Source organism: Aminobacterium sp. UBA4987 (genome assembly GCF_002396985.1).
GTDB classification, from domain to species: domain Bacteria; phylum Synergistota; class Synergistia; order Synergistales; family Aminobacteriaceae; genus Aminobacterium; species Aminobacterium colombiense.
Window position 1 is genome coordinate 46,202 of sequence record NZ_DGZF01000001.1, and the last position, 26,477, is coordinate 72,678.

Here is a 26,477-nt window from a genome sequence, read left to right on the forward strand (position 1 = left end):
TCTTCATACTCTATCAGAAAGTAGAGTTTTTCGCTCCCTATCGCAAGCGGTGAAGAAGGGATGAATTTCTACACTTTGTTTAACCATGTATTAAACATGATATTTCTTACTTGTTTGCACTTGCTTTATTTTAATTTGTTTTATAATATGGAAGCCACTTCCACAATATAAAATAATCTAAGGAGGAGCCTTCGTGAAAAAATCTACTATTTTGCGTCAATTGCTTGAGAAGAGAGAGGCCCTTGTAGTTCCGGGCGCTCATGATGTCCTTTCCGCAAAGCTCATTGAAAAGGTTGGTTTTAAGGCGTTGCAGGTAAGTGGTTTTGGTTTGGCGGCCACGCTTCTTGGTTTGCCTGATATGGCTTTTCTTTCTTTTGAGGAAATGCGAAATTTCACCCGCAATATAGTTGACGCAGTGAATATTCCTGTAATGGCTGATGCAGACACTGGCTTTGGTAATGCGATCAATGCCATGTATGTTACCGAAAAGCTCATCAAAGCTGGTTGTGCCAGTATGAACATAGAAGATCAGATGTTTCCCAAACGATGTGGCCATATTGAAGGAAAGACTATTGTACCTTGTGATGAAATGGTTTTAAAAATCAAAGCCTGCGCCAAAGTTCGAGATGAACTTGATCCCGACTTCGTGATCAATGCCCGTACAGACTCTATTGCTGTTTCTGGCATTGACGAAGCCATTCGCCGCGGCAATGCTTACGCTGAGGCCGGCGCAGACATGATTTTTGTAGAGGCTCCTCGCACTATCGAAGAAATTGAGCGTGCCGTTAAAGAAATCGACGCCCTGGTGAGCATTAACTTCTTCGATAGCATCGAAGGTGGTAAAACTCCCCTTCTTCCCGTAAATCAGATGAAAGAGCTCGGAGTGGCTCGTATCAGCGTGCCGGTAGGATCGGTTTTTGCTGCGGCGAAGGGAGTTCAGAACTACCTTGAAGCTATTAAAGACGATATTGCTCCTGATCGAAAGGAAGTACTCTTCTCCTTTGACGAATTTAAGAATATCGTAGGAGTTCCCGGATTCCGCGAACAGGAAAAAGAATATCTTCCTAAATTTGTTGATTAGTTGAAAAATCCTGATATGAGTATCGGTTTTCGAGTCTTTACCCAGCGAGACCTTCCCCCGAAAGACCTGGTGGAGAAGTTTAAACATATTCCTGCAGCGAACATTGCAGACGGAATGAATCGTTCCGCTGCCATGGCTTCCTATATTCGTATCATGACCGCACCAACGGAATGCAATATGGTGGGTGTGGCTCTGACAGTGCGTGCTCGTGGCGGGGACAACCTTATGTTCCATAAGGCTTTGAACATGGCAGAAGAGGGAGATGTAATTGTCCTCTCGAATGAAGGGGATCGAAGCCATGCTCTCATGGGGGAGATGATGGCTCTTTATGCCCGCCATAAAAAGGTGGCTGGAATAGTTATGGAAGGCCCGGTTCGTGATGTTGAAGCTCTGTATAGCCTGGGGGTACCGGTCTATGCTACAGGCTCTACGCCCGGCGGTCCTTATAAGGATGGCCCGGGAGAAGTTAATGTGGGAATTTCCTGTGGCGGCATCTTTGTCTGCCCCGGGGATATCATCGTTGGCGATGCCGATGGGGTCATAGTTGTTCCCAAGGGCCTGGCCCGACAATGTCTTGAAGGAGGCCGTCGCCTGCTTTCAAACGAAGAGGTTAAGGGTCCCCGACTGGCTGATGGCACAGGTGATCGTAGCTGGGTTGAAAAAACTCTCGACCAAAAAGGCTGCGAGACCATAGACGGTATATGGCTTCCCTAAGTGGAGGTAAGGACTGTGGCTGAATTATCTTTGGGTTTTGTAGGATTTGGAGAAGTTTCCTTTTGCATCTCTTCAGGACTCCGGGACGAAGGACTGTCAGGTATATGTGCCTACGATGTTGTGCTGGGAAGCGGGACACCCTACGAGGAAAACCTTCGTAAACGGGCCAATGAAGCCAATGTTATTCTTTGTGATACGCCAGAAGAGTTGTTCAGGTCGTGTAATGTGATCGTCAGTGCTGTTCAGGCTCCATATGCAGGCCATGCTGCCAAGTCTGCCCTTTCCCATATGTCGGCGGGATCTCTGTATGTTGACGTGACCACAGCTGCGCCGGCTGAAAAAGAGCACTGGGAAAAGGAATTTCAGGCCAGGAGCATTTACTTTGCAGATTCGGCTATGATGGGTCCTCTTACAATCAACAGGCATAAGGTGCCTATGATAGCCTCAGGCTGTGGTGCGAGTCTGTGGCAGGAGAAGATGGTTCCGCTGGGAATGAAGATCGATGTAGTAAAGGGGCCAGCAGGAGATGGAACACGGATAAAGCTGGTCCGCAGCGTTTTCATGAAAGGACTGGGCGCACTTCTAGTTGAAACTTTTCTCCTGGCCCATAGGAGCGATCTGGAAGATGTTGTTCTTAAATCAATATCCGCTACGGTGGATCAGCTTCCTTTCGAAAAAACAATTTCTCGAATGCTTGGTGCCGATATGATTCATGCAGAACGCAGGGTCCACGAAGTGGCGGAATCCATTGCATTAATGGAAACCGTCGGATTGAAACCTGTTATGGCTGCAGCAACGAAAGAAAGACTGGAGCTCTCTGCAGCAATGGGACTGAAGGACGAACTTGCAGGGGTAGCACCGAAAACAATAGAAGAAGCTTGCTCTGTGTGGGATAGAAAAAATTACCGCTAGTCAGGCTTATCTCTGGAAATCTGTACTGTTTCTATATATAAAGAATAACGAGGAGGTATGGACATGTTTCGCAAAGGTATGATCAGTGCTTTAATCGCAGCAACTCTAGTATTTGCAGTTGCAGGTGTTTCCTGCGCCGCGGAATTTGCCAGAATCGGGACCAGCAGTGTTGGCGGTGGATTCTATCTCATAGGCAACACGATTGCTCAACTGGGAAACCAGGAGAAGAATGGCATCAACTACACAGCTGTTACTGGTGGTTCTGCGAAGAACTTGATGGCTCTTGCCAAAAAAGACATGGAATTTGGCCTTGCCCAGTCTGCAACAGTTGATGAAGCCTGGAACGGAACAGGTGGCTTTGAGGGGCGTCCCCTGAAGCAGCTTCGTTTTGTGACGGCGATCTATCCCATGCCCGCCCATATCCTAGTAAGCGGCAATGGGATAGAGAATATTGCAGATCTCAAAGGGAAGAAGATAGACTACGGCCCAATTGGCAACGGTATTGATACAAACTGCCGTATTGTCCTCGGTGCTTATGGCATAAAGGATGAGGACATCACCATCGATCGCTACGGCCGTTCCGAGGTTGTAGAGGCCCTTCAGACAGGTACTGTTAATGGTCACATCTGGCTTACTACCTATCCAAATGCTCAGATTACAGAAATGCTCACCAAGAATGTACGACTTCTTTCTATCGATGAAGAACAGCGTCAAGCAATTCTGAAACAGTGCCCATTCTTTGCCTCTTCTGTAATTCCAGCAGGCACCTATAAGGGATTTGATAAGGATCTGCCTACAATTGCTGCTGTGGGAGCCCTGGTAACCTACGCTGACATGAGTGACGAAGTTATCTATAAGACCGTTAAGATGATGTACGAGAACTCTCAGTTCTTAAAAGATCGGCTTCCTAACTACTTTGCAAACTTCAGCCTTGAAAATGCTCTCAATGGCTGCTCTATGGAAGTTCACCCCGGAGCCATGAAATACTACAAAGAAGCCGGTTTGGTTAAGTAGTCTAAGTTTTTATAAAGTATTAGGGGGCGAAATTGCCCCCTTCTTTTCACATTACTAAACGATCTCAAATTGGGGGTGTTGTTGTGGGTTCTCCAGTCTCCTCAGTTTCCTCGAATGGTTCCGCTCCAGAGAAAGTTGGTAAGCGACGATCCCTGACAGGATTTTCGGGCAAGCTTGTTATGATTTTGGCAGTAACTCTAGCTATTTTTCAGCTTTATACGGCCTTTTTTGGATTGTTGCCTACGATGAAACAGCGCAGTTTTCACGTGGCTTTTGTAATGACTATGATCTTTCTGCTCTATCCTGGTACTAAAGATTCACCACGAGATCGAGTGCCTCTTGTGGACTGGATATTAGCACTGGCCGCTGCTGGCTGTGCTCTCTACGTCTTTTTTGCATACGAAAATATCGCTATTCGTGCAGGAATGATTTATGATTACGAACTAGTACTCGGTGGAATTTTTACTGTACTCGTTTTTGAGGCAGGCCGGCGCGTTTTAGGTAATGCTCTTCCTGGCTTCTGTTTCCTTTTCCTCCTTTTTGCCTATTTTGGACGCTCAATGCCTGGCCCTATACAGCACTTTGGGCTCTCCGTTCCGCGTATCATTGAAGAGCTCTATCTCACTACAGATGGATTATTCGGCCTTGTGACAGGGGTATCTGCTACTTACATATACCTGTTCGTCTTGTTCGGGGCCTTTTTGACGTCAACTAAGGCATCGGAATTCTTCAATGACGTCTCCATGGCTCTGACAGGACATCTCAAAGGCGGCCCAGCTAAGATCGCTGTAGTGTCCAGTGCTCTTATGGGAACCATTAGCGGCAGTACATCTGCTAATGTGGCTACAACAGGTGCTTTTACGATTCCTCTAATGAAAGAGATCGGATATAAGCCTCACTTTGCAGCAGCTGTGGAAGCCGCCGCTTCCACAGGCGGCCAGATAATGCCCCCTGTTATGGGAGCTGCGGCGTTCATTATTGCCGATACCCTTTGCATACCCTACACTACAGTATTGACAGCAGCGATCGTACCGGCACTTCTTTACTTCTGGGGAATTTGGTGTTCTCTTAGCTTCGAGGCTTCCAAATTAGGTCTTGAAGGTCTCCCGAAAGATAGGCTGCCTAAGGTTGGCAAAGTTCTTCTGACCAGCGGCTACAAGGCAATTCCCCTCTTTGTTATAGTCTACTTCCTTGTTAAAGGCTATAATCCCCTCTATTCAGGGTGCTGGGGCATTTTCAGCTGCGTTCTCCTTAGTTTCGTAAAGAAATCCGATCGGCTGAACGTGAGGACCCTGGTAGAAACTCTTGATAGCGGCTCCAGAGGAGCCCTTTCTGTAGCCATGGCTTGTATTATCGTTGGAGTAGTCATAGGTATGATGGGTGCCACAGGTGTGGCTCTGCGCGTCGGTGACGCAATCCTGGCCATGACTCAGGGACACCTGATAATAACCCTTGTGGTGACCATGATCATTGCCATGCTTCTTGGCATGGGGATGCCTACAACTGCTAGTTACGTCATGGCCAGTGCAGTGGCCGCTCCCGCTATGGTCTTGCTCGGAGTGAGGCCTTTGGACGCACATATGTTCGTATTCTTCTACGCAGTGCTCTCGTCGGTGACTCCACCAGTCTGCGTAGGGGCTTATACCGCTGCCGGCATAGCAGGATCTGATCCTAACAAGACAGCTTTCGCTGCTGTTAAGCTGGCCTTGTCCGGGTTTATCGTTCCCTTTATCTTTGTTATGGCTCCTGAGATCCTGCTGACTAACGTTACAAGCTGGTACGTGACGATACAGGCCATGCTCTCTGCTGTCGTTGGCGTATTTCTGCTGGCTTCAGCCACAGAGAACTATATGATGGCGCGCTTTCGTTGGTATGAGCGGCTCCTCGCTTTTGCAGGAGCCTTGGGATTGCTTTATCCTGGTACGGTCACCGACCTCTGTGGCCTGGCAGTACTTGCTGTTCTTTATTTGGTCACGAAAAAGCGAGCGAAAGAGGTGCCAGATCTCGCTTAATGATGGTAATGTTCGGGCTTCCCTCTTGTAGAGGAGACCTTTATACAATATAAGGGGGTTAAAAAATGATTGTGCATACTGCACAGGCTGGTTCCGATGGAAAGAGCGACTGCTTTGTCACAGTTGAGCCAGCTGAAACAATGGAATGGAAGTATCAAGGTAGAAATAGCCAGCTTTTTGCCACTCGTACAGACTCGATGATTCAAGAGACTCTGGATCGTTATGGTTCGCCCAAAGTCCGTTTGATAGTAGGGGATTTTGGAGCCTTGCCCTTTGTGATCCGTGCGCGGGTTGAGGTGGCCCTTGAGCGGGCCTTGAAGGAAAGGGCGTGAAAAAATAGTGAAACTTCGCCGTTCATTGCTTTATATACCAGGAAATAATCCTGCAATGCTGCAAAGCTGCCCATCTCTCGGTGCCGATTGTGTGATCCTTGACCTGGAGGATGCGGTTGCTCCAGTACATAAGGATGAGGCTAGACGCTTGGTGGCCTATGCGTTGCGCTGTCTTCCTTTCGATGGTGTTGAAAAGGTGGTCAGGATCAATGATGTGTCCACTCCTTGGTGGGAGCTGGATTTAGAAGAAATTGTTCCGGCAGGGCCAGACGTGATTCGTTTGCCAAAAGCAGAGTCAGTGGAGAATATTCGTATGGTGGATAACCGTATCACAGAATTAGAGAAGGCAAACGGACTTCCAGAAGGCGGAATAGAGCTTCATATTCTACTAGAATCGGCCCAGGCTGTAGAAAATGTAGCGAAGCTGGTAAGAAGTTGTAAACGGGTAAAAGGTGTCGGCCTTGGTGGGCAGGACTTGACAGCAGACATGGGAATTCGCAAAACATCCTCAGGAGATGAACTGGCTTATGCAAACGGTCATATGATCCTGGCTGCCAAAGCAGCGAAGATTGACTGTTTTGACTCAGTTTATACAGATATAAACGATGGAGAAGGATTGTTGGCCAATACCCGCAAAGCCGCAACTATGGGCTTCTCAGGCAAGTCAGCGATCCATCCTTCACAGGTCCGGATCATCAATCAGGGATTCTGCCCTCCCGAAGACATTCTATCTCATGCTCAGGACGTCATCGCTGCGGCGAAAATTGCCAGAACAGAGGGCAGAGGAGCTTTTAGCGTCAACGGGAAGATGGTTGACGGCCCAGTGATTCGGCAGGCCATGAATGTTCTGGCCCAGGCAGGCATTCCTTGTAACTCTGAGGAGGTGTTACCATGACCATGGTGAAAAATGCGGCAGGGCGCCTTGTTCCCGATGAGCTTCCAGGTATTGGTTCAGTTCGTCCCTTCGAAGGAGTAACAGGTGTTGCCCCATCTCCAGCTTTTAACACCATTATGGAGGTCAAGCGCGATGTGGTTCCAATGGGCACAAATAAAATTGCCCCAGACCTGCGCACGGCTATTGAGCGTTCTGGCCTCTGCGATGGCATGACCATCAGCTTCCATCATCACCTCCGCAATGGTGACAGAGTGGTTGCTCAGGTTCTTGAAGAGCTTAACTGCATGGGCTTTAAAAACCTCGTATTGATGAGTTCTGCCCTGTTGGAATGCCATAATTTCGTAGTGGATTACATCCGTTCTGGCCTTATTCGCCAGATCTATGCTCCAATTCGTGGTGCCGTAGGCGACTATTTCCAGACTGAGAACGAAAAGCTTCCGCCAGTTATTATCCGCACCCATGGAGGGCGGGCAAGAGCCGTAGAAGAAGGATCCATTGCTGTTGATGTAGCTTTCATAGGAGCTTCGGCCTGCGATATGTCCGGCAATATGACCGGCATGAGCGGCCCATCGGCTTTCGGCTCCCTTGGCTACGGTATGCAGGACGCTCGTTTCTCTCGACATGTTATCGCCGTTACAGACAACCTTGTTGAATACCCACTGAGGCCGCGGATCTCCATCCCTCAGTATCTTGTTCATCAAGTGGTGGTACTGGATTCCATTGGCGATCCCCAGAAACTGGCTACAGGTTCGGTACGTATTACCAAAAGCCCAACGCAGTTGGCACTGGCATATCACGCTTATGAGCTCATGGCTGCGTCTGGCGCTATCTGTCCTGGATTCTCTTACCAGGCAGGTGGTGGCGGAATCTCCATGGCAGTGACCCAGTATGTACGTGAGTATATGCAGCGAAAAGATATTACTGGAAGCTTTGCTCTCGGCGGTATCACTGCTGATATGGTTTACCTTCTGGAAGAGGGTAGATTCCAGGCCCTTTTTGACGTTCAGAGCTTCGATCCAGCCATGGGCGCATCCATGTTGAGGAACCCCACACACTACGAAATCGACGCTTCCTGGTATGCAAACCCATTAAATGCCGGGTGCATGACCCATCAGCTTGATGTGGCCGTGCTGGGAGCTCTTGATGTGGACGTTGACTTTAATGTCAATCTTCTCACAGGCCATGATGGATATCTTCGCAGCGGAATGGGTGGCCACCCAGATGCAGCAGGGGGTGCAAAGCTGACGGTAGTCGTGTTGCCGAGCTTCCGTCGAGGATTGCCATCCATAAAGAAGAGTGTACAGACTATCTGTACTCCAGGAGCCAGTGTGGACGCAATTGTCACCGAGCGTGGCATTTGTATAAACCCCCGCAGGGAAGATCTTCTAAAACAGGCTTTGGATAGTGGCTTGAATGTGGTGGATATTGAGAAACTCCGCCAGGATACAGAAGCTCTTACCGGGGTGATGGATCCTGTTGAGTTTGACGAATCTCGAGTCGCTGCGGTAGTAGAATATCGCGACGGATCGATTCTTGACGTTGTATATGGAATGAAGCGTTAAAAAGAGAAAGGATAACGGCAGAGCTTGGCTCTACAAAAGAACTACTCTGCAGTTATCCTTCTTTAACGTACTGGACCAAGGGTATTTTTAACTACTTTTGCCATCCATTTAAAAAGACGGAATTGAAATATCCTACTGGACATCACCCTTCATATATGATAGAAATATTGGCGTTGCCGGAGTGGCGGAATGGTAGACGCAGCGGACTCAAAATCCGCCGGGCCTCGGGTCTGTGGGAGTTCGAGTCTCCCCTCCGGCACCATAATAGAAAAGACATTTTCCCCTTTCGATTCTGCAAAAGCAGAACGAAAGGGGATTTTTTATTTTGAAGTTTCACAAATCCCACATTACTTTATTTGCATTTATAAAATAAAGTGCAATATAAAATTTAACATTTCCAATATTAATATTTTAGTATTTACATACCATGTTATTGGGGCTATAATTTCATTATTAAAATAGAGCAGAAAGGAGCTCCTTCCTAGAGATGAGAATAGATAATGCCTTAAACGTCTTATTCCAGAGGCAGCTATCTTCAAGAGAGCAGTTGCTTAATGAAATGCTTCGGGTAAAAATGACCCAAAAGAAACTCAAAGAGAATTTTGATAAAACAGCTAACATACAAAGAGACAGAGAAGTCTTATTTCAGCTTATGAAAAAAACGACAGAAGATCACTTGGGGTTCTTCCCTACTGATAGAGATGATTTTTTAGAAATTTTTGAAGCCTTAAAAGACATAGACCTTATCGATTTCACTATTGAAATATACAAAAATGATCGCATCGGCACCGTTATTTCCCCCCAATATCTTACTGAATATATAAGTGAAAGAATACAGCGGCTCTGCCCCCAAAAAGTGCTTATTACAGAAGCTGAAAAGCATCTGTCAGGGCTAGGGGATTTGATAAAACGCTTTCCAAACATAAAAATCACATTAACAACGCATCTTAAGCCAATGCACATTCTTTTACAGTTGGCCTTCGGAGAATACGAACATGTAAAAATCCGATTCGAGTCTATTTATATGCCATGCCTAGAAAATGAAAAATACGATTATGTCTATTCATTGCCAATTTTTAGCAATAGGCCAGAAGGAACGAGCCAAACCTTCTTGACAAGAGATAGTGACGGTATTGCTTTCGAGAACATGTTGAATCATCTTGATGAGAATAGCACTTTAGATATTATTGTTCCTGCAAAAATAACTTTTGCCAGTCTTGGTTATGAAAAGCTACGGTCGTATATAACAGAGAATTTTTATGTGGAAAACATGTATCTTCTTCCAGAAGGAACATTTCGCCCGGCGACAGCTATAAAAACATATCTATTCTCTGTAACTTCCTTACCTAAAGAACAAGTCAATATTGGAACTTTCGAACTTCAAGAAGAGAAAGTTAATATCAGAGATAAACAGACGATATCAATCAAAGATTTTTTATCTCATAAAGATTGGCGAATAGAGCTTCTTTTAGCAAACGACAATGAAAACATCCGATGCTTTAGAGATTCTGATCTCCCAAAAGTAAAACTCAAAAATGTAGCTGAAGTCTTCAGAGGAAAGTCTATATTAAAAAAAGACCTAGGTCCTGGCAACGTAGCTGTGCTTAACATTTCTAATATTAAAGATGGTGAGATAGATTATCACGATTTAGATACTATCGATGAGGAAGAACACAAGATAAAACGTTATGAACTTAGTTCTGGTGACGTTGTTCTTTCTTGTCGAGGAACATCTATTAAATCTGCTGTGTTTGAAGCTCAAGATAAAACAATTATTGCTTCTGCAAACTTGGTCGTAATTCGTCCCAAGGAAAAAGTAAAGGGCGAGTTTATAAAAATCTTTTTAGAAAGCCCAGTTGGTCAGGCCATGATTCAAAGTTTCCAGCGAGGAACAATCCTCATGAATATTAATTATGCTGATATTATGGAGATGGAAATTCCGTTTCTTCCGATATACGAGCAACAAAAAATGATTGAGACGTATTGTCAAGAGTTTAAAACATATAAAGAAGCTATGAACCTTGCGGAATCCCGTTGGTCGAATATAAAAATGAACATTTACAACAACTTGCTATAGGAGGATCAGAGCCATGTCTGTGAACTTGGAATTTGAAGATAAATTATGGGAAATGGCAGATAAACTGCGAGGCAATATTCAGCCTTCAGATTATAAGGATGTTGTTCTTGGTCTTATCTTTTTGAAATATATCTCTGATAGTTTTGAAGAAAAATACAACGAACTGGTAGCAGAAGAAGAAGGTTTCGAAGAAGACAGAGATGCCTACGTAGCAGAAAACATTTTTTATGTTCCACCCAGCGCCAGGTGGGATTTTATTAAAAAGAATGCGAAACAGAGCACCATTGGACAAATTATAGATGATGCCATGATAACTATTGAACGAGAAAATAGAAACCTAAAAGGAGTCCTTCCCAAAAATTACGCGAGGCCTGAGCTTGATAAAGCAAAATTAGGAGAGCTCATTGATTTGTTTTCCTTCAACCTCGGAAACAAAGAAGCCAAAGCTCAAGATATTCTAGGCAGGGTATATGAGTATTTCTTAGGGAAATTCGGTTCCAGCGAAGGTGAATTTTATACGCCGCCTAGCATCGTAAAACTTCTAGTTGGCATGATTGAACCGTATAAAGGAAGAGTTTATGACCCTTGTTGCGGTTCTGGCGGCATGTTTGTGCAGTCATCCCGTTTTGTTGAAGAGCACCAGGGGCGAAAAGATGATATCCACATCTTCGGTCAAGAATATACGGCTACGACCTGGAGACTTTGCAAAATGAATCTGGCTATCAGGGGAATTGATGGAAATCTTGGAGCGCGAGACGCAGATACATTTGGAAATGATCTGCATAAAAATATAAGAGCCGATTATATCTTGGCTAATCCTCCTTTTAATGTTAGCGATTACACCTTAATTCCAGATGATGCCCGTTGGAAATATGGAATTCCGCCAGAAAAGAACGCCAACTACGCCTGGATTGAACATATTATCAGCAAACTTTCTCCTACCGGAGTGGCGGGCTTTGTCTTGGCTAACGGATCTATGAGTACAACCACTAAAGCCGAAGCGGAAATAAGAAAGAACATCATAGAAGCAGGACTTGTAGATTGCATTGTTACTATGCCACCAAACCTTTTTTACAATGTAACCATTCCTGTTTGTCTGTGGTTTATCTCTAAAAAGCGAGAAAACAGGCAAGATAAAATTCTCTTTATTGATGCTCGTAAAATGGGAACAATGGTTACCCGCAAGCATAGAGAATTTTCTGATGGAGAAATAGCAAAGATCTACGACACCTACCACAACTGGCGCGATAATAAAAAAGAATATAAAGACATACAGGGTTTTTGCAAATCTGCCGATATTGAAGAAGTAAGAGAGCACGAATATATACTGACTCCTGGCCGATATGTGGGAATAGAAGAAGTGGAAGACGACGGCGAACCCTTCGAAGAGAAGATGACGCGGCTTACAGGTGAACTGGCAGAGATGTTCGCTAAATCCCACAAACTAGAAGAAGAGATCAAGCAGCGATTAGGAGCGATTGGCTATGAGTTCTAACGAGTGGAGAGAAGTTAGCCTTAGCGATGTTTGCGATATCATTGGGGGTGGCACACCAAAAACATCTGTTCCTGAATATTGGAATGGTGAGATCCCTTGGCTTTCCGTTGTAGATTTTAATGATGAGTATCGCCATGTTTTTGTGGCAGAAAAGAAAATTACTGAATTAGGATTAAATAATAGTTCTACGAAATTATTGAAACCTGGAGACATTGTTATTTCTGCAAGAGGAACAGTAGGAGCCTTGGCTCAATTAGCTTATACGATGGCTTTTAACCAGTCATGTTACGGAATACGAGCTAAAAATGATTCTATTAATGATTTTTTATACTACGCTATAAAAAATATTCTTAGAGTTATAAAAGCAAATACACATGGTTCCGTTTTTGAAACCATTACTAAAGAGACATTTAAGGCCTTGAATATATTTTTGCCACCTATCAACGAACAAAAAGCCATCGCAGCAACTCTTTCTTGCCTTGATGACAAGATAGAGCTCAATAATCGAATTAATAAAACACTTGAGGAAATGGCTCAAGCAATCTTCAAAAGCTGGTTTGTCGATTTTGAACCATTTCAAAATGGTGAATTTATTGATAGCGAATTGGGCAAGATCCCTAAGGGGTGGCGAGTTGGAACAGTAAAAGATTTAGGTGATGTTGCGGGAGGAAGTACCCCGTCTAAATCTTGTACAACCTACTATACTAAGAGATGTATTCCTTGGGTAACGCCTAAAGATTTATCAAACAATAAGAATAAATTTATTTTTAGAGGTAGCATAGATATTACTCCCTTAGGTTTTGAAAAAAGTGGAGTTAAGCTTATGCCTAAAGGAACAGTTCTTTTTAGTTCTCGTGCTCCAATTGGGTATATGGCTATTGCAATGAACAATATTACTACAAATCAAGGTTTCAAGTCAGTTGTACCCAAGAGTGATATAGGTACGGAATATGTGTATTATTTTCTAAGAAATAGTATTGGCATGATAGAAAGCAGAGCCTCTGGGACTACGTTTAAAGAAGTGTCTGGGTCTGTAATGAAGCAAATACCCGCCCTTATTCCAAGTCAAGATGTTTTATTAGAATTTCAAAATATATGTAGAATATATTTTCAAAAACAATTGTTGCTTGAGAATCAAAATGCGTTATTGTCTTCTATCCGCGATGCCTTACTGCCTAAACTTATGTCTGGGGAGGTTAGAGTACCTATTGAGGAGGTGCTATAGATGGCTTTTTGCGAGTGCCATTTGGAAGAAGCCGCTCTTGAATGGTTTGAAGAACTAGGTTATGAGGTGGTTTTTGCACCAGATATTGCTCCAGAAGGAACATATCCTGAACGGACGTATTATAGCGATGTAGTACTGACAGAGAGATTAAAAGAGGCTCTCGCACGAATAAATCCAGATCTTCCTGACGATGCGCTAGAAGATGGGTTTAGGCAGATAATGTTTCCTCAGAGCCCTAGCCTCATTATGAACAATAAAACCTTCCAAAAAATGATCACTGATGGCATTGACGTTCAGGTAAAACAGGAAGATGGCGGATATCGTACAGGAAAAGCCTATGTTTTTGATTTAGAAGCACCTTCCAACAATGACTTTTTAGTAGCGAATCAGTTTACTGTTGTAGAGCATGATAAAGAAAAACGACCAGATATAGTTGTATTTGTTAATGGCCTTCCTCTGGTCGTTATAGAACTGAAAAATGCAAGTGACGAGAATGTGGATATTACTGATGCTTTTAATCAGCTTCAAACCTATAAAAAGACTATTCCTTCCTTGTTTACGTATAATTCCTTTACGGTTATCAGTGATGGTGTAAATGCCAGAGCTGGAACTCTCACATCTAATGAAGACCGCTTTATGGCTTGGCGCACTATTGATGGTGATGATGTGGCACCCCTCTGTATTCCTCAGCTTGAAGTATTGATTAAAGGAATGTTTTTGAAAGACCGCTTCCTTGATATTATCAGGCATTTCGTGTTGTTCCAAAGTGATGGTAAAGAAATCAAAAAGATTTTGGCAGGATATCATCAGTATCATGCCGTAAATAAGGCTCTTCAAAGCACCCAGCGCGCAACGATGGAACAAGGTGATAGAAGAGTAGGCGTTATTTGGCATACTCAGGGCAGCGGTAAAAGCCTTTCTATGGTTTTTTATGCGGGGAAACTGGTTATTGATGAAGAACTTGAAAACCCGACAATTGTAGTTATTACAGATAGAAACGATTTGGACGACCAGTTGTTCAGCACGTTTCTTAAAAGCGAAGAGCTCTTAAGAAATACGCCGGTACAGGCACAAGACAGAGTTCATCTTAGAGAGCTTCTGAATAACCGTACCAGCGGCGGCATTATCTTTACAACCATTCAGAAGTTTGCCCCTTTTACCAATGAGACAAAAGGGAAAGTGATAGATTTTAATAGGTGGGGCAGGGTTGCGGAAAGTTCTTCTCCCTACACTGCAAATACGATGCTTACAGATCGGCGGAATGTGGTTGTTATTGCCGATGAGGCTCACAGAAGTCAATACGGTTTTGGTGCAGAAATTGTAATGGGAAAAACAGAAGCAGATGTAAAGTACGGTTATGCCAAGTATATGCGAGACAGTCTTCCCAATGCTTCTTATATAGGCTTTACAGGAACACCTGTAGAACTGACAGATAAAAACACGAGAGTGGTTTTTGGGGATTATATCGATATCTATGATATGACAAGGGCTGTAGAAGATGGCACAACGGTTAAGATTTTTTATGAAAGCAGAATTGCTAAATTAGAGCTGCCGGAAGAAATGAAACCTCAGATTGATTCAGAATACGAAGAAATCACTGAATATCAGGAGTATAGCCAGAAAGAAAGGCTCAAGAGTAAATGGGCCAGGCTTGAAGCTATAGTTGGGACGGAACAGCGGGTAAATCAGATAGCAAAAGATATCGTAGAGCATTTTGAAAAACGGGACCTGGCTCAGGAAAACGAAGGCGGCAAAGGAATGATCGTTGCCATGAGCCGCAGAATCGCCATAGACATCTATAAAGAAATAGTTGCTCTGCGTCCCGATTGGCATAGTGATGACTTAATGTCTGGGAAAATCAAAGTTGTTATAACGGGCAGTTCTTCTGACCCATCAGATTGGCAAGCCTTTATTGGCTCGAAAGCGGATCGTGAAACCCTGGCTAAACGGATGAAAGATAGAAATGACGAGCTTAAGCTGGTTATTGTCCGAGATATGTGGCTCACGGGGTTTGATGTGCCGAGCATGCATTCCATGTATGTAGATAAACCTATGAGCGGGCACAACCTTATGCAGGCCATAGCGAGAGTGAATCGGGTTTTTAAAGAAAAACAAGGCGGACTCGTTGTTGATTATATTGGTATTGCAGAAAACTTGAAAAATGCGCTTGCACAATATACAGAAAGCGATAAGAAAACAACCGGAGTAGATACTGAGGTGGCATCTCAGGTTCTTTTGGAGAAATACGACTTAATAAAGGAACTGCTTCACGGGCATAGTTACGAAAAATTTTTCACGGGCAGGCAGAGTGAGAAGATGCAAGCCATTACGGAAACAATGGATTTTATTATTGGACTTCGAGAAGATAGAAAGAACGATTATATTAATCTAGTGACGGAAATGGCCCGGGCGTATTCGCTGTGTGCTACAACAGATACTGCTGAAACACTTAATATTGAAGTAGGATTTCACAAAGCCGTAAGGGCATGTCTACTCAAAATAATGAGTGACGGGAGCAAAAAGAAAACCACATCCCAGCTAGATAACGAACTTAACCAGTTGATTTCAAAGGCGATTTCCTCTAATGAAGTGGTTGATATTTTAAGTTCTGTTGGTCTCTCGAAACCCAATATTGCTATTCTTTCAGATGAATTCTTAGAGGAAGTAAAAGGAATGCGGCAGAAAAACTTGGCAGTGGAGTTGTTGAATCGATTGCTCAAAGGTAGCATCAAAAACTTTTCAAGACGCAACCTTGTTCAATCGAAGAGGTTCTCTGAAATGCTTGAAGCCTCCATAAGAAAATATCAGAACAGAACTATTGAAACCACTCAGGTAATTATGGAATTGATTGAGCTTGCCAAAGAAATTAGTGGCGCAGAAAAACGTGGAGAGAGCACGGGGCTTACCTCGGACGAATTAGCTTTTTATGATGCGCTGGCTGATAATGAGTCGGCCCGGGATGTTATGGGAGACGAGATCTTAATGCAGATAGCAAAAGACCTGACGCTATCTATTAGAAGGAATATCAGCGTAGACTGGGCTATTCGTGAAAATGTACAGGCAAAGATGAAAATGGACATCAAGCGGCTGTTGAAGCGCTATAACTACCCTCCGGATAAAACTCCCCAAGCAGTGGATACTGTGATAGCGCAGGCAAAACTCATGTGCCAAAAAGAAGTTGCATACGGAAGCTAAGTAGGTGTTTTTCGAAAGGCATAAACAGAAATTGATTAATAGGAAAGTCAAAATGGCAGATATAAAGTATGAAATAAAAGAGAGTTATGGCGTGCTCTCAGTGTCGTCAAAAGGGTGGCAAAAAGAATTGAACCTCGTTAGTTGGAACGATAGAGAACCTAAATACGATCTTAGAGATTGGGATTCAACTCATACAAATTGAGTAAAGGCAATAACGCTGACCTGTGAAGAGCTGAAGAAACTACGTGACATATTGAATACCCTTGTGCTTTGATGAAAGTTAAAGAGGATCTATTTACTTTTAATATGGTATTGACCTGCTTCTTGAAAAATAAATTAGTTGCAAATGTTGAAATTGGATAATCGTGAAATGATCTGCGAATAGCAAAATAAATCGAGGTGTTACTGCAATGCTCAATTTTGCTTTAAGTAATGAGTACCAGAAGTCCTTGATTTCACTGCCGCAAATGGTTCAGAAGAAGACCATCAAGGCTATCGAAAAGCTTTGCTTTGCCGAAACGTTGACTGCGATACAGCAAGACAATGGCCTCCATTTTGAGGAGCTAAAAAGCTTTAAGAACAGGAAAACACGAGTCTACTCTGTTCGAATTGACCAGGGATACCGACTCATGCCGTTGCTTCCAGTTGAAGTCAATGAGGGGCAGTTTATCGATGATCTTGACATTGGATATGAAAGCCAGAGGGGGTACCATTCAGAACGAAAAGGGGATGTCTCAGAAGTTTGCGGTTTTAGTTTAATCGACGAAGATGCTTCGTAAGGAAATTGGAATTGAAGCAAGAAAACTTGTAATAGTGGTTTTTTTGTGCATTAATAAACTAATATATAATGATTCATATTTGTTTTCAGCGCTAACTAAAATGGTCGGTGGTGACTTGAACGATAAGATTCCTGGTTGAAAGCTGATATTTGAATATCGTATCAAGGTTGTAGCAGCAGAAGTTTAAGATAGGAGTGTTTTTATGAAGGTGGTTCATCGTGCGTATTAGTTGTATTCAAATGAATATGAAACTGGCCAATGTTGATTATAATTTTGCTCATGCACAGAATCTGATAAGAGAGGCGGTAGCAAACGAACAACCGGATGTAGTAGTTCTCCCTGAGACATGGAATATTGGTTTTTTCCCTAAAGACAACCTAACTGCACTTTGTGATAATAACGGGGAACGTACTAAACAGGAGTTGGGCTCGTTAGCGAAAGAGTTAAATATTAATATTGTAGCTGGTTCTGTTGGCAATAGGCGTGAAAACAAGATATACAACACAGCGTTTGTTTTTGATAGAGAGGGTTTGTGTATCGCCGAATACGACAAAATTCACCTGTTCACTCCATTGGGTGAGCATAATTATTTTTCCTGGGGGAATCACATCAGCACCTTTAAACTAGATGGTGTGATTTGCGGAATAGTCATTTGTTACGATATACGCTTCCCTGAACTGGCAAGAACGCTGGCATTACAGGGAACGGATGTAGTGTTTGCTGTTGCTCAATGGCCGTCAGTTAGAATTACACATATAAATGTTCTTGCTGAAGCGAGAGCTATTGAAAACCAGATGTTCTTTGCTTTTACAAATTCTTGCGGTACAGCAGGCGAAATAAAATATGGAGGAAATTCTGCTCTAATAAATCCTTGGGGAAAGGTGCTTGTGCGTGCGGGATTACAAGAGGAGATAATTACAGCAGAGTTGGATCTTTCTATAATTGCTGATATTCGTAGTTCAATCAACGTGTTTCGTGACCGTCAACCGACGACATATAAATTAGACTAATAATTTGAAGAAGTGCTTCCTCATAGGCCATATTGCCTCAACATTGACTGTAGTCAAGTCTCAGGGCCGTTATAAAGTCATTTTCAGTTAAATATAATTTTATTCTAATTGAATCATCGGGGTATCTTTTTCTGTGGCTTGACTACTGTTTCGCTGAGTTTTCTACAGGAGCGGAATGGCCTCTCTGTGTTCCCCCATGTCCGGATATGTCCTTCCGGAACCCCATTCTTCATCCTTTTGGGATGGGGTGACCGTGGTCCCCATTTCCCTAACATCTTTTCCACTGGAAAACCGTTTTTTTTTCTTTTTGCCAAGGTTCTAGCCCACCTACACATTATTCCAATTGTTCCATTGACATTCTTTAGATGATTAGTATCATAGAACATATAAAATATAATATAAAGTATTGTATAAAATTAATGAGAGTCAACTATTTATCCTGATTGCAAGAGAGGCGATGTGATTTTGTCTTTAGCCCAATTACCCCCAATAAGTTCTGGTGGTGCAAAAACGGTGAAGGAAAAGGTTTTAAAAAGTCTTAGGGAAGCCATCATAAGAGGGTATTTAACTGGTGGACAACAGCTTCGACAAGATGAAATTGCCCTTCAGCTTGGAGTAAGTCGCGTTCCCGTTCGTGAAGCGTTGATGCAATTAGAGGCAGCGGGGTTGGTAACTTTTTATCCTTATAAAGGCGCTGTCGTTTCCACGCTTTCCCCCGATGAAGCGAAAGAGATTTTTGAAATTCGTTCTATTTTAGAAACAGAGGCACTTCGTTTCGCCTTCCCTAATTTTTCCGACAAAGTTCTTGATAGAGCAGAACAACTTATAGAAGAAGCAAGTTTGGAAAAAGATTCTTTTAAATGGAGCGACCAAAACTGGAGGTTTCACTCTTTTCTTTACCAATACGCCAATAGACCTCGACTCCTGGCTATAATCAATTCCCTTCACGAAAGTATCGATCGATATAAGCGTATTTATTTAAAAACGTTAAGTTTCCATTCGGAGACTATTAACCTTCATAGGCAGTTAGTATCTAGTTTGAGAGAAAAGAATATAGAGGAAGCAACTGCTCTTATGAAAAAACATTTAAAGAATGCAGAATTTCATATTATCCAGTATTTGACGCGGTATTAAGGATATGTTCAGCTTCGTCAAATGATTTAGTTCGGATATAGAGGTCAAAACTATATGCAGAGCTTTGCATGCATGAGCAGTTCATATTGCTAAACCACAAAGAATAAGGAGGATTTCTATGAAACCGATCAAGAGAATTGAAGCTCTATTAGAGGGAAAAAGGTTAGAAACACCGGCTATCAATTTGTGGAAACATTTCCCACCTTACGATGAAGACCCCAAAATGTTAATCAAGAAAACGATCCAATTCCAGGAGCGTTTCCATTGGGACTTTGTAAAAGTAACTTATCAAGGGCTGTTTTCTATACAGGATTGGGGTTCAAAAATTAAATGGCCCACCAGAGATTGTGAATGGCCCAATACATGCGCTGGTGTAGGTGTCGTTACAGATTATTCGATCAAGAATGTAGAAGATTGGAAAAAACTCCATGTTCTTCCCATGGATGAAGGTTCTATGAAAGATACGATAGATGCGGCAAAAGGTGTTATCGATCATTATAAAGGCGAGGCGCCTGTTGTAGTTACTGTATTTAACTCTTTGACAACGGCTCAAAAAATGAGCGGCGATAAAATGTTTATCCATATGAGGCAAAATCCAGAGGCATTTAGAGAAGGAATCGAAACCATTACCCAGACAACAATTAATTATGTTAAGGAATTAGTAAACGCTGGTGCCGATGGAATATTCTTTGCAAGTCAGCTGGGCAATTATGACAAGATGAGTGTTGCTGAGTATGAAACTTTTGGTCGCCCATATGATCTCAGTATCCTTGAGCATGCAAAGAAAATGTGGTTTAACATTATGCACATGCATGGCAATGCTCCGATGTTTGAAATGATGAGCCAATATCCAGTTCAAGCTTTGAATTGGCATGATCGTTTGGTAGATATAGACCTGCGTAAAGGACGGGAATTATGCGGCGATAAGATTCTAATTGGCGGGGTTGATGAGTTTACTGTTTTGCCTAATGGTAGTGACGATGAACTCAAGGCTCAGCTGCTTGATGCTCTTCAGCAGGTATCTGATGGTCGAATTATTTTAGGTCCCGGTTGCTGTGTTCCGTCTAGCATTAATGAAGATCGTTTTGAGTTGGCCAAAAAACTGCTTCTAGAGCTTTAAGTCAAACAGCACGGCACTCAAAATCTGCCAGGCTAGATCTCGAAGGAGTTTTCAGTGCACTCAACCCCCACCTGGGTAACCAGTGGGGGTTGAGTCTTTTTTGCCAAAGTAAACAGAACAAAACTCTGGCCCATCTACAAAATTTTTAATATTTTTTATTGACACAAAGATAAATCTTTTATACAATTCAGTAAATTAAACTGCTTTTAGTTCTAAATGATTTCTTATTGTTGATACAAAAGAAACTTGCAGAACGAGAAAAAGAGTAAATGAGACACAGGCCAGAATTACCCTGTAAGAGGTAACCATGAGAGTTGGTATGGGTAATTAAGAATCTGAAGTGTTTGAGTATTTAGAGAAGCACCCTCCCTGAAGTATCAAGAGACCACGATGCAAGAAGTATATAGAGTACAACAAAGATTCAGAAGCTCTTAGATGTACCAGATATAAAGATCATTGAGGGGTTCTGGTACGATGCTCTGATTTTGCTGTATGTAGACAGGTACAGGGATAATGCTCAGCGATATAGCTGGAGTGTAATGTTTTTATGCAAAAATTACCGAATATTCCAACGAGAATGGCGATGGTAAGAGAGTATCAGAAGTAGCTTCGCTGAGGGTATGCTCATTGAAAGGTGGTTTCTTTCTGAAGTTTGCAGATATAAGCAAGATTAAATACGGGATAAAATCTGCTGGTTCCCCCTCTGATTTCGCGCTATATAGTGTGTAATCAGCAAAAATAAAATGAGGAGGTACATATAAACACAGGTTTCAGAGAATATCGAGTTAATTTGAAGGAGGCGATTTCGATGAAATGCAGAAGTTTGATTGCATTGAGAGTAGCTGTAGCAGTGTTTGTAGGTCTGATAGTTATTGGTTGTCCTTCGCAAGCCATAGCGAAGCCGTCAGAGGTGATTAACTGGAAATTTCAGAGCCACCATACACCTGGAGCCCTTTCAACTGAATATGTCATTCCTCCTTTTATCGAACGGGTACGTGAGATGTCTGGCGGGAGGCTAAATATTACCTTGCACTACGCTGGAGAACTTGTAGACTACCAAGAGGTATTTCCTTCCTTACAGGCAAATATGATCCAAATGGCCAATACTAGCGGGTTGTTTTGGAGAGGTTCCATACCTGTAGGCTGGCTACAGTCGGGCAATTTGCCCCCCTTCGTCTGCCGGAGCAACGATGAATTTAACGAACTATACCATCGCAGGGGAATCGATGCTCTGATAAGAGAGGGCTTAGCTGAGCAGGGCATCCACTTCCTGGGTAATCATAATGTAGGAAACACGTACTTCTGGAGCAAAAAACCTATAAACTCAGTGGATGACCTTAAAGGGTTCAAGGTAAGGTTCTTTGGTTCCATGTCGGACACAATGGAACACTTTGGGGCTGCACCGGTTATGCTCCCTCATCCAGAGACCTATATGGCTATTGCTATGGGAACTCTTGACGGCAGTGGCACCGCTTGGTGGCTATATCGCGACCTCAAGCTCCATGAAGTATGCCCATATTTTATAGGTCCCGCATGGCAAACTCCCCAGGGGATGGAGCTCTGGGTATCCAAGAAGGCTTGGGATGCTTTGCCAGATGATCTGAAGGCTATTGTTGAAACAGCTGCCGTTGCTTTTACAAAAGATTATGCCGATATCTGTTGGATGCAGGAGCGAGAGATGTTCAACAAGTCCTTCCCCGAGTGGGGAACCACCTACATAGAATGGGGCAAGGAAGATATAGACAGAATAACTAATGAGTTCTCGTTGCCATATTTAGATAAAATCGCCAAGGAAATTGGGCCAAAAGATCCAAGAGTTGTTAAGGGAATCGAGATTATTAAACAGTTTATGAAGGATTACGGCTACATAGATTAAGACAATTATTCAGCGGGGATTAACATCTTATTTGTTAATGTGAATGCCCAATGAGGTGAGGCGATTGAGTTTTTTAAAAACATTTATAATATTCGTTGATAATCTGAATGATTGGATGGGCAAGATTTTGGGCTTCCTTATCTATCCGACAATGTTCATATTGGTGTATGAGGTGATAATGAGGTATGCATTTAATAAACCTACGATCTGGGCTCACGAGACTTCCTGCATGCTTTACGGAGCGCACTTTATTCTTGGGGGAGCCTATGCCCTTCGTTGGGGGGCATTTGTCAATGTAGAGGTGTTCTATCAGCGCTTCTCGCTTCGGACAAAAGCAGTAGTTGATCTTGTTACCTGGATGCTGTTCTATACATTTGTGGGCATCTTGCTTTGGAAAAGCGTGCCTTGGGCTTGGGCAAGCGTGATGGTGCAGGAATACTCCAATAGCCCTTGGGGGCCCCCAGTCTGGCCAATTAAACTTACCATACCAGTGGCAGCCACCCTTGTGTTACTTCAGGGATTAACCAAAACCATCAAGGATTTCTATATAGCCGTGACCGGTCGCGAGCTATTTGCCGGAGTCGCCACCGAAGTTACTGAAGACAACTGAGGTGATACTATGGATATAGGGCTTATTTCGATTCTCCTATTTGGCAGCATGCTTCTTTTTTTGGGGCTAGGACTTCCTGTAGCCTTTGTTCTTGGAGGACTAGCCGCCATTTTTACCGCCATTTTTTGGGGACCTGAATCTTTCTTTATTATTGTTGCTAGAACTTATTCAATGATGTCGACCACTACTTTGGTAGCTTGTCCCCTTTTCGTGTTGATGGCAGCAGTATTGGAACAGTCTGGTGTAGCCGAGGATATGTATGAGATGATGTATCGCTGGATGGGATCCTTGAAAGGCGGGTTGGCAGTTGGTACTGTAATAGTCTGCACCCTATTGGCCGCCATGTCGGGGATTGCCTCTACAGGTGTGGTGGTTATGGGTGTTATGGCCCTTCCCGCCATGCTTAAAAGGGGATATGATAAGTCATTGGCGGTTGGCTGTATCTTGGCAGGAGGGGTTTTGGGCCCCCTCATACCTCCCAGCATAGCATTGGTTCTTTATGGAACTATCGCCCAAGTATCGATAGGCGGGCTCTTTGCTGGGGGGATGAGCGCAGGGTTGCTCTGTTCCTCCCTGATCATTGTTTATATATTGATAAGATGCTACTTGAATCCAAGCTTAGGTCCTCCTATACCCTATGAAGAGCGAACTAACTGGGAGGCAAAAATGGCATCCCTTAAAGGCATAATTCTTCCTTTTTTACTAATAGTTTCTGTTCTGGGCTCAATTTACACTGGTATTGCTACTCCAACTGAGGCTGCCGCTGTAGGTGCGTTTGGTGCCATGGTATGTAGCGCTATCCACCGTCGCTTGAATTGGCAATTAATCAGAGACTCAGCCTACGCAACTATAAAAATCCAGGGATTTATGATGTGGATCCTGTTTTCCGCCCAAGCCTTCGCTTCTGTATACATGGGAATGGGTGCCTCCAGGTTGGTTATAGGGCTGGTTGAGAAATACGAGATCGGCTGGTGGACCATGTTGATAGCCATACAGATTGTTTGGTTTGCATTGGGCTTCGTGATTGATGCATGGAGCATCTTGATGATTACAGCTCCTATCATTCTCCCCCTTCTTCCCATTTATGGCTTTAACCCTTTGTGGTTGGGTGTTCTTTACGCTGTAAATACACAGACAGGTTACCTTACACCACCCTTTGGCACCATGTTGTTTATGATGAAAGGAATTGCTCCAAAGAGTGTAACTATGTCAGATATTTATAGCTCCGTTGTACCTTTTGTCATAACTCAATTGGTCACTTTAGCCCTTTGTATAATATTTCCTAAATTAATTACTTGGCTTCCAGAGGTTCTTTTTGGATAATACAGAAAAATAGATAGTTGATGTGACGGGGCTTGCTATAGTTGTAGGCCCCGTCAGTCCACCGTACTTTGAAGAAGTATTATCCATTCATTGTAATGGTGAGGCGTAAGCATCCGAGTTGAACCGTCGATATTAGAACATGCAAAAGCGGCGATGGTAAAAGGTACAGCCAGGCTTAACATTAGCAGTTCGAACAATTTAAGCAGGTAGGAGTCGAAAAAACATGAGACCAAGAGAGAGGAGAGAAAAGTATGGATTTGATTTTAATTTTGACTTTAGCGGTGGTTATAGTTGCGGTTTTTATGGGAAAACGTCAAGCGGAGGCTCATTGTGACACCCTTTCGGGGCCCGTTATAAAAGCGGCTCTGATTGCTTTTGAGCAACAGGATGTGACGCCGGTTCTGAAATGGATTCGCCCTGAAGATGAGCCGGAGATACGAGAAGCTTTCGATCTTTCCTGTTATGTTAGAAACCTAGGTCCCGATGCAAGAAAATTGGCCGAGAGGGCGTTTTTTGAAACTTTGATCAGGGTGCATAGGATGGGAGAAGGAGCGTCCTACGAGGGAATTAAGCCTGATAGCAGTGTGCCTCCTGTTGTTGCAAAGGCTGATGAGGTTCTTGAGTCAGGCGATGTTTCAGATTTGGCAAATCGTATTTCTAACCACGTTAAACAGACAGTTGAGAAGCGGTTCCAGCATGCATGGGAGAAAAAACAGAGTGCCGAAGAATCACCAGAGAAGGGAAGGGACTTTGTAAAAGCCTATATATCCTTCGTTCATTATGTGGAGGGAATCCATGCCATGACTATGAAAGGGCACGCACATGGTGAACATCATCACTGAGTAGGTTAGGTGAAACTTCCGCACTTTGATGTCATAATAATAGGCAAATACAAAGCGTATCAAGGAGGAGTGCATATGTCATACCGTTTTGATACTCAGTGTGTCCATTTGGGAACTCACCCTGATCCGATCACTGGAGCCCTTTCCACCCCTATTTACCAGACATCTACTTTTGCTTTCCATAACGCAGATGAAGGGGCCCGGCGATTTAAAGGCGAGGAAGAGGGCTACATCTACACCCGTCTAGGAAATCCAAACCACACAGCTGTTGAAGAAAAGATAGCAGCTCTCGAAGGTGGAGAAGCCGCCGCGGTTGCAGCGTCAGGCATGGGAGCCATTGCTTCTGTTATGTGGACCGCCCTTTCTGCTGGAGACCATGTTATCGCTGCTAAATCTCTTTATGGATGTACTCACGCCCTGATGAACCACCAGTTCCCCCGTTTTGGCATGGAAGCTACCTTTATGGACTTAAAAGACCTTGCCGCAGTGAAAGCTGCTATGAGGCCCAATACCCGGATGATCTATTGCGAATCCCCAGCGAACCCCACCATGGAAATTGCCGATCTCGAGGGGCTGGCTCGCATCGCTCATGAAGGAAACGCCATTCTTGTAGTAGATAACACTTACTGCACTCCTGTTATTCAGCGTCCTCTTGAGTTTGGGGCTGATGTGGTGGTCCATTCTGCTACAAAGTATCTCAACGGTCACGGAGACATTATCGCTGGAGTTATTGTGGGGAGTAAGGAGTTCATTGGGCGTATCAAACTGGAAGGGCTCAAAGATCTTACCGGGGCGACACTATCTCCCTTTGATTCCTATCTTTTGCTTCGTGGGATGAAGACCCTGCACATTCGTGTACCCAGACACTGCGAAACGGCTCTTAAAGTGGCTCGCTTCCTGAACGGTTGCCCTGAAGTAGAAAAAGTCTGGTATCCAGGCCTTGATGATTTTCCTCAGAGAGAACTAGCCGATAAACAGATGAAATATTATGGAGCAATGATTGCCATGGAACTGAAAGGCGGTTACGAGGCAGGGAAGAAATTCATTAACAGCACAAAGCTCTGGACCTTGGCTGTAAGCCTTGGCGATGCCGAATCCCTTATTCAACACCCTGCGTCAATGACTCATTCAGCTCTCTCAAACGAGGAGCAGCTGGAAGCTGGGATCTCCAAGGGACTTATTCGGCTCTCCGTAGGTCTTGAAGATGCTGAGGATCTGATTGACGATCTGAAAGAAGCTTTTGCTGTTATGTAATAATAAGGACTTTTT

Annotated in this window: 21 protein-coding genes and 1 tRNA gene; all 22 read left to right on the top strand. The window is 43.5% G+C overall.

Features of this window, described 5'->3' with window-relative positions:
* The first annotated feature begins 193 nt into the window (after positions 1–193).
* The gene (locus B2U56_RS00225; protein ID WP_013047847.1) at positions 194–1,081 is read left to right on the top strand and encodes an isocitrate lyase/PEP mutase family protein; all 888 of its coding nucleotides are present in this window, start codon (positions 194–196) and stop codon (positions 1,079–1,081) included.
* 15 nt (positions 1,082–1,096) lie between these two features.
* Positions 1,097–1,795: an RraA family protein gene (locus B2U56_RS00230; protein ID WP_286951422.1), complete on the top strand. Its 699-nt coding sequence runs from the start codon at positions 1,097–1,099 to the stop codon at positions 1,793–1,795.
* Positions 1,796–1,810: 15 nt separating this feature from the next.
* A complete protein-coding gene (locus B2U56_RS00235) occupies positions 1,811–2,707 on the top strand; it encodes an NAD(P)-dependent oxidoreductase (protein WP_286951424.1) in 897 nt (298 codons plus the stop codon).
* A gap of 63 nt (positions 2,708–2,770) precedes the next feature.
* Entirely contained in the window at positions 2,771–3,721 is a 951-nt protein-coding gene (locus B2U56_RS00240; RefSeq protein WP_286951427.1) for a TAXI family TRAP transporter solute-binding subunit, read from the top strand.
* Between the two features lie 83 nt (positions 3,722–3,804).
* On the top strand, positions 3,805–5,733 hold the full coding sequence (locus B2U56_RS00245) for a TRAP transporter permease (RefSeq protein ID WP_286951430.1): 1,929 nt from the start codon (positions 3,805–3,807) through the stop codon (positions 5,731–5,733).
* A 65-nt stretch (positions 5,734–5,798) separates the two neighbouring features.
* Positions 5,799–6,065 carry a citrate lyase ACP gene (locus tag B2U56_RS00250; protein ID WP_273015585.1) on the top strand — a complete coding sequence of 89 codons (267 nt, stop codon included), beginning with the start codon at positions 5,799–5,801 and terminating at the stop codon, positions 6,063–6,065.
* 7 nt (positions 6,066–6,072) lie between these two features.
* Positions 6,073–6,960 (top strand): HpcH/HpaI aldolase/citrate lyase family protein, encoded by an 888-nt coding sequence (locus tag B2U56_RS00255; RefSeq protein WP_286951433.1) that lies wholly within the window; start codon positions 6,073–6,075, stop codon positions 6,958–6,960.
* Entirely contained in the window at positions 6,957–8,522 is a 1,566-nt protein-coding gene (gene citF / locus B2U56_RS00260; RefSeq protein WP_286951435.1) for a citrate lyase subunit alpha, read from the top strand. The genes B2U56_RS00255 and citF overlap by 4 nt, the downstream gene beginning before the upstream one ends.
* A gap of 175 nt (positions 8,523–8,697) precedes the next feature.
* Positions 8,698–8,784, top strand: a tRNA-Leu gene (locus B2U56_RS00265).
* 225 nt (positions 8,785–9,009) lie between these two features.
* Positions 9,010–10,599 carry a restriction endonuclease subunit S gene (locus B2U56_RS00270; RefSeq protein ID WP_286951437.1) on the top strand — a complete coding sequence of 530 codons (1,590 nt, stop codon included), beginning with the start codon at positions 9,010–9,012 and terminating at the stop codon, positions 10,597–10,599.
* A 13-nt stretch (positions 10,600–10,612) separates the two neighbouring features.
* Positions 10,613–12,094, top strand: coding sequence for a type I restriction-modification system subunit M (locus tag B2U56_RS00275; protein WP_286677220.1), 1,482 nt, complete (start codon positions 10,613–10,615; stop codon positions 12,092–12,094).
* Positions 12,084–13,319, top strand: a complete 1,236-nt coding sequence (locus B2U56_RS00280; protein ID WP_286951439.1) for a restriction endonuclease subunit S — start codon at positions 12,084–12,086, stop codon at positions 13,317–13,319. Before B2U56_RS00275 ends, B2U56_RS00280 begins: the two co-directional genes overlap by 11 nt.
* Positions 13,320–16,514 carry a type I restriction endonuclease subunit R gene (locus B2U56_RS00285; protein ID WP_286951441.1) on the top strand — a complete coding sequence of 1,065 codons (3,195 nt, stop codon included), beginning with the start codon at positions 13,320–13,322 and terminating at the stop codon, positions 16,512–16,514. It begins immediately after the preceding gene.
* 410 nt (positions 16,515–16,924) lie between these two features.
* Positions 16,925–17,293, top strand: a complete 369-nt coding sequence (locus tag B2U56_RS00290; protein ID WP_286951443.1) for a hypothetical protein — start codon at positions 16,925–16,927, stop codon at positions 17,291–17,293.
* 218 nt (positions 17,294–17,511) lie between these two features.
* The gene (locus B2U56_RS00295; RefSeq protein WP_273313094.1) at positions 17,512–18,303 is read left to right on the top strand and encodes a carbon-nitrogen family hydrolase; all 792 of its coding nucleotides are present in this window, start codon (positions 17,512–17,514) and stop codon (positions 18,301–18,303) included.
* A 513-nt stretch (positions 18,304–18,816) separates the two neighbouring features.
* Complete coding sequence (locus B2U56_RS00305) at positions 18,817–19,437, top strand: GntR family transcriptional regulator (protein ID WP_286951445.1); 621 nt, start codon at positions 18,817–18,819, stop codon at positions 19,435–19,437.
* Positions 19,438–19,555: 118 nt separating this feature from the next.
* A complete protein-coding gene (locus tag B2U56_RS00310; protein WP_286951446.1) occupies positions 19,556–20,557 on the top strand; it encodes a uroporphyrinogen decarboxylase family protein in 1,002 nt (333 codons plus the stop codon).
* An 808-nt stretch (positions 20,558–21,365) separates the two neighbouring features.
* On the top strand, positions 21,366–22,433 hold the full coding sequence (locus B2U56_RS00315; protein ID WP_286951447.1) for a TRAP transporter substrate-binding protein: 1,068 nt from the start codon (positions 21,366–21,368) through the stop codon (positions 22,431–22,433).
* Positions 22,434–22,584: 151 nt separating this feature from the next.
* On the top strand, positions 22,585–23,043 hold the full coding sequence (locus tag B2U56_RS00320; protein ID WP_286951701.1) for a TRAP transporter small permease subunit: 459 nt from the start codon (positions 22,585–22,587) through the stop codon (positions 23,041–23,043).
* A 9-nt stretch (positions 23,044–23,052) separates the two neighbouring features.
* On the top strand, positions 23,053–24,366 hold the full coding sequence (locus tag B2U56_RS00325) for a TRAP transporter large permease (protein ID WP_286951448.1): 1,314 nt from the start codon (positions 23,053–23,055) through the stop codon (positions 24,364–24,366).
* A gap of 251 nt (positions 24,367–24,617) precedes the next feature.
* Positions 24,618–25,208 (top strand): DUF6448 family protein, encoded by a 591-nt coding sequence (locus B2U56_RS00330; RefSeq protein ID WP_286951450.1) that lies wholly within the window; start codon positions 24,618–24,620, stop codon positions 25,206–25,208.
* 75 nt (positions 25,209–25,283) lie between these two features.
* Complete coding sequence (locus B2U56_RS00335; RefSeq protein WP_286951452.1) at positions 25,284–26,462, top strand: trans-sulfuration enzyme family protein; 1,179 nt, start codon at positions 25,284–25,286, stop codon at positions 26,460–26,462.
* Positions 26,463–26,477 lie beyond the last annotated feature (15 nt).

Coding starts and splice junctions, on each gene's coding strand:
- B2U56_RS00230 (WP_286951422.1), top strand. CDS start 1,097: ATGAGTATCGGTTTTCGAGTCTTTACCCAGCGAGACCTTCCCCCGAAA.
- B2U56_RS00240 (WP_286951427.1), top strand. CDS start 2,771: ATGTTTCGCAAAGGTATGATCAGTGCTTTAATCGCAGCAACTCTAGTA.
- B2U56_RS00250 (WP_273015585.1), top strand. CDS start 5,799: ATGATTGTGCATACTGCACAGGCTGGTTCCGATGGAAAGAGCGACTGC.
- citF (WP_286951435.1), top strand. CDS start 6,957: ATGACCATGGTGAAAAATGCGGCAGGGCGCCTTGTTCCCGATGAGCTT.
- B2U56_RS00270 (WP_286951437.1), top strand. CDS start 9,010: ATGAGAATAGATAATGCCTTAAACGTCTTATTCCAGAGGCAGCTATCT.
- B2U56_RS00275 (WP_286677220.1), top strand. CDS start 10,613: ATGTCTGTGAACTTGGAATTTGAAGATAAATTATGGGAAATGGCAGAT.
- B2U56_RS00280 (WP_286951439.1), top strand. CDS start 12,084: ATGAGTTCTAACGAGTGGAGAGAAGTTAGCCTTAGCGATGTTTGCGAT.
- B2U56_RS00285 (WP_286951441.1), top strand. CDS start 13,320: ATGGCTTTTTGCGAGTGCCATTTGGAAGAAGCCGCTCTTGAATGGTTT.
- B2U56_RS00290 (WP_286951443.1), top strand. CDS start 16,925: ATGCTCAATTTTGCTTTAAGTAATGAGTACCAGAAGTCCTTGATTTCA.
- B2U56_RS00310 (WP_286951446.1), top strand. CDS start 19,556: ATGAAACCGATCAAGAGAATTGAAGCTCTATTAGAGGGAAAAAGGTTA.
- B2U56_RS00315 (WP_286951447.1), top strand. CDS start 21,366: ATGAAATGCAGAAGTTTGATTGCATTGAGAGTAGCTGTAGCAGTGTTT.
- B2U56_RS00320 (WP_286951701.1), top strand. CDS start 22,585: ATGTTCATATTGGTGTATGAGGTGATAATGAGGTATGCATTTAATAAA.
- B2U56_RS00325 (WP_286951448.1), top strand. CDS start 23,053: ATGGATATAGGGCTTATTTCGATTCTCCTATTTGGCAGCATGCTTCTT.
- B2U56_RS00330 (WP_286951450.1), top strand. CDS start 24,618: ATGGATTTGATTTTAATTTTGACTTTAGCGGTGGTTATAGTTGCGGTT.
- B2U56_RS00335 (WP_286951452.1), top strand. CDS start 25,284: ATGTCATACCGTTTTGATACTCAGTGTGTCCATTTGGGAACTCACCCT.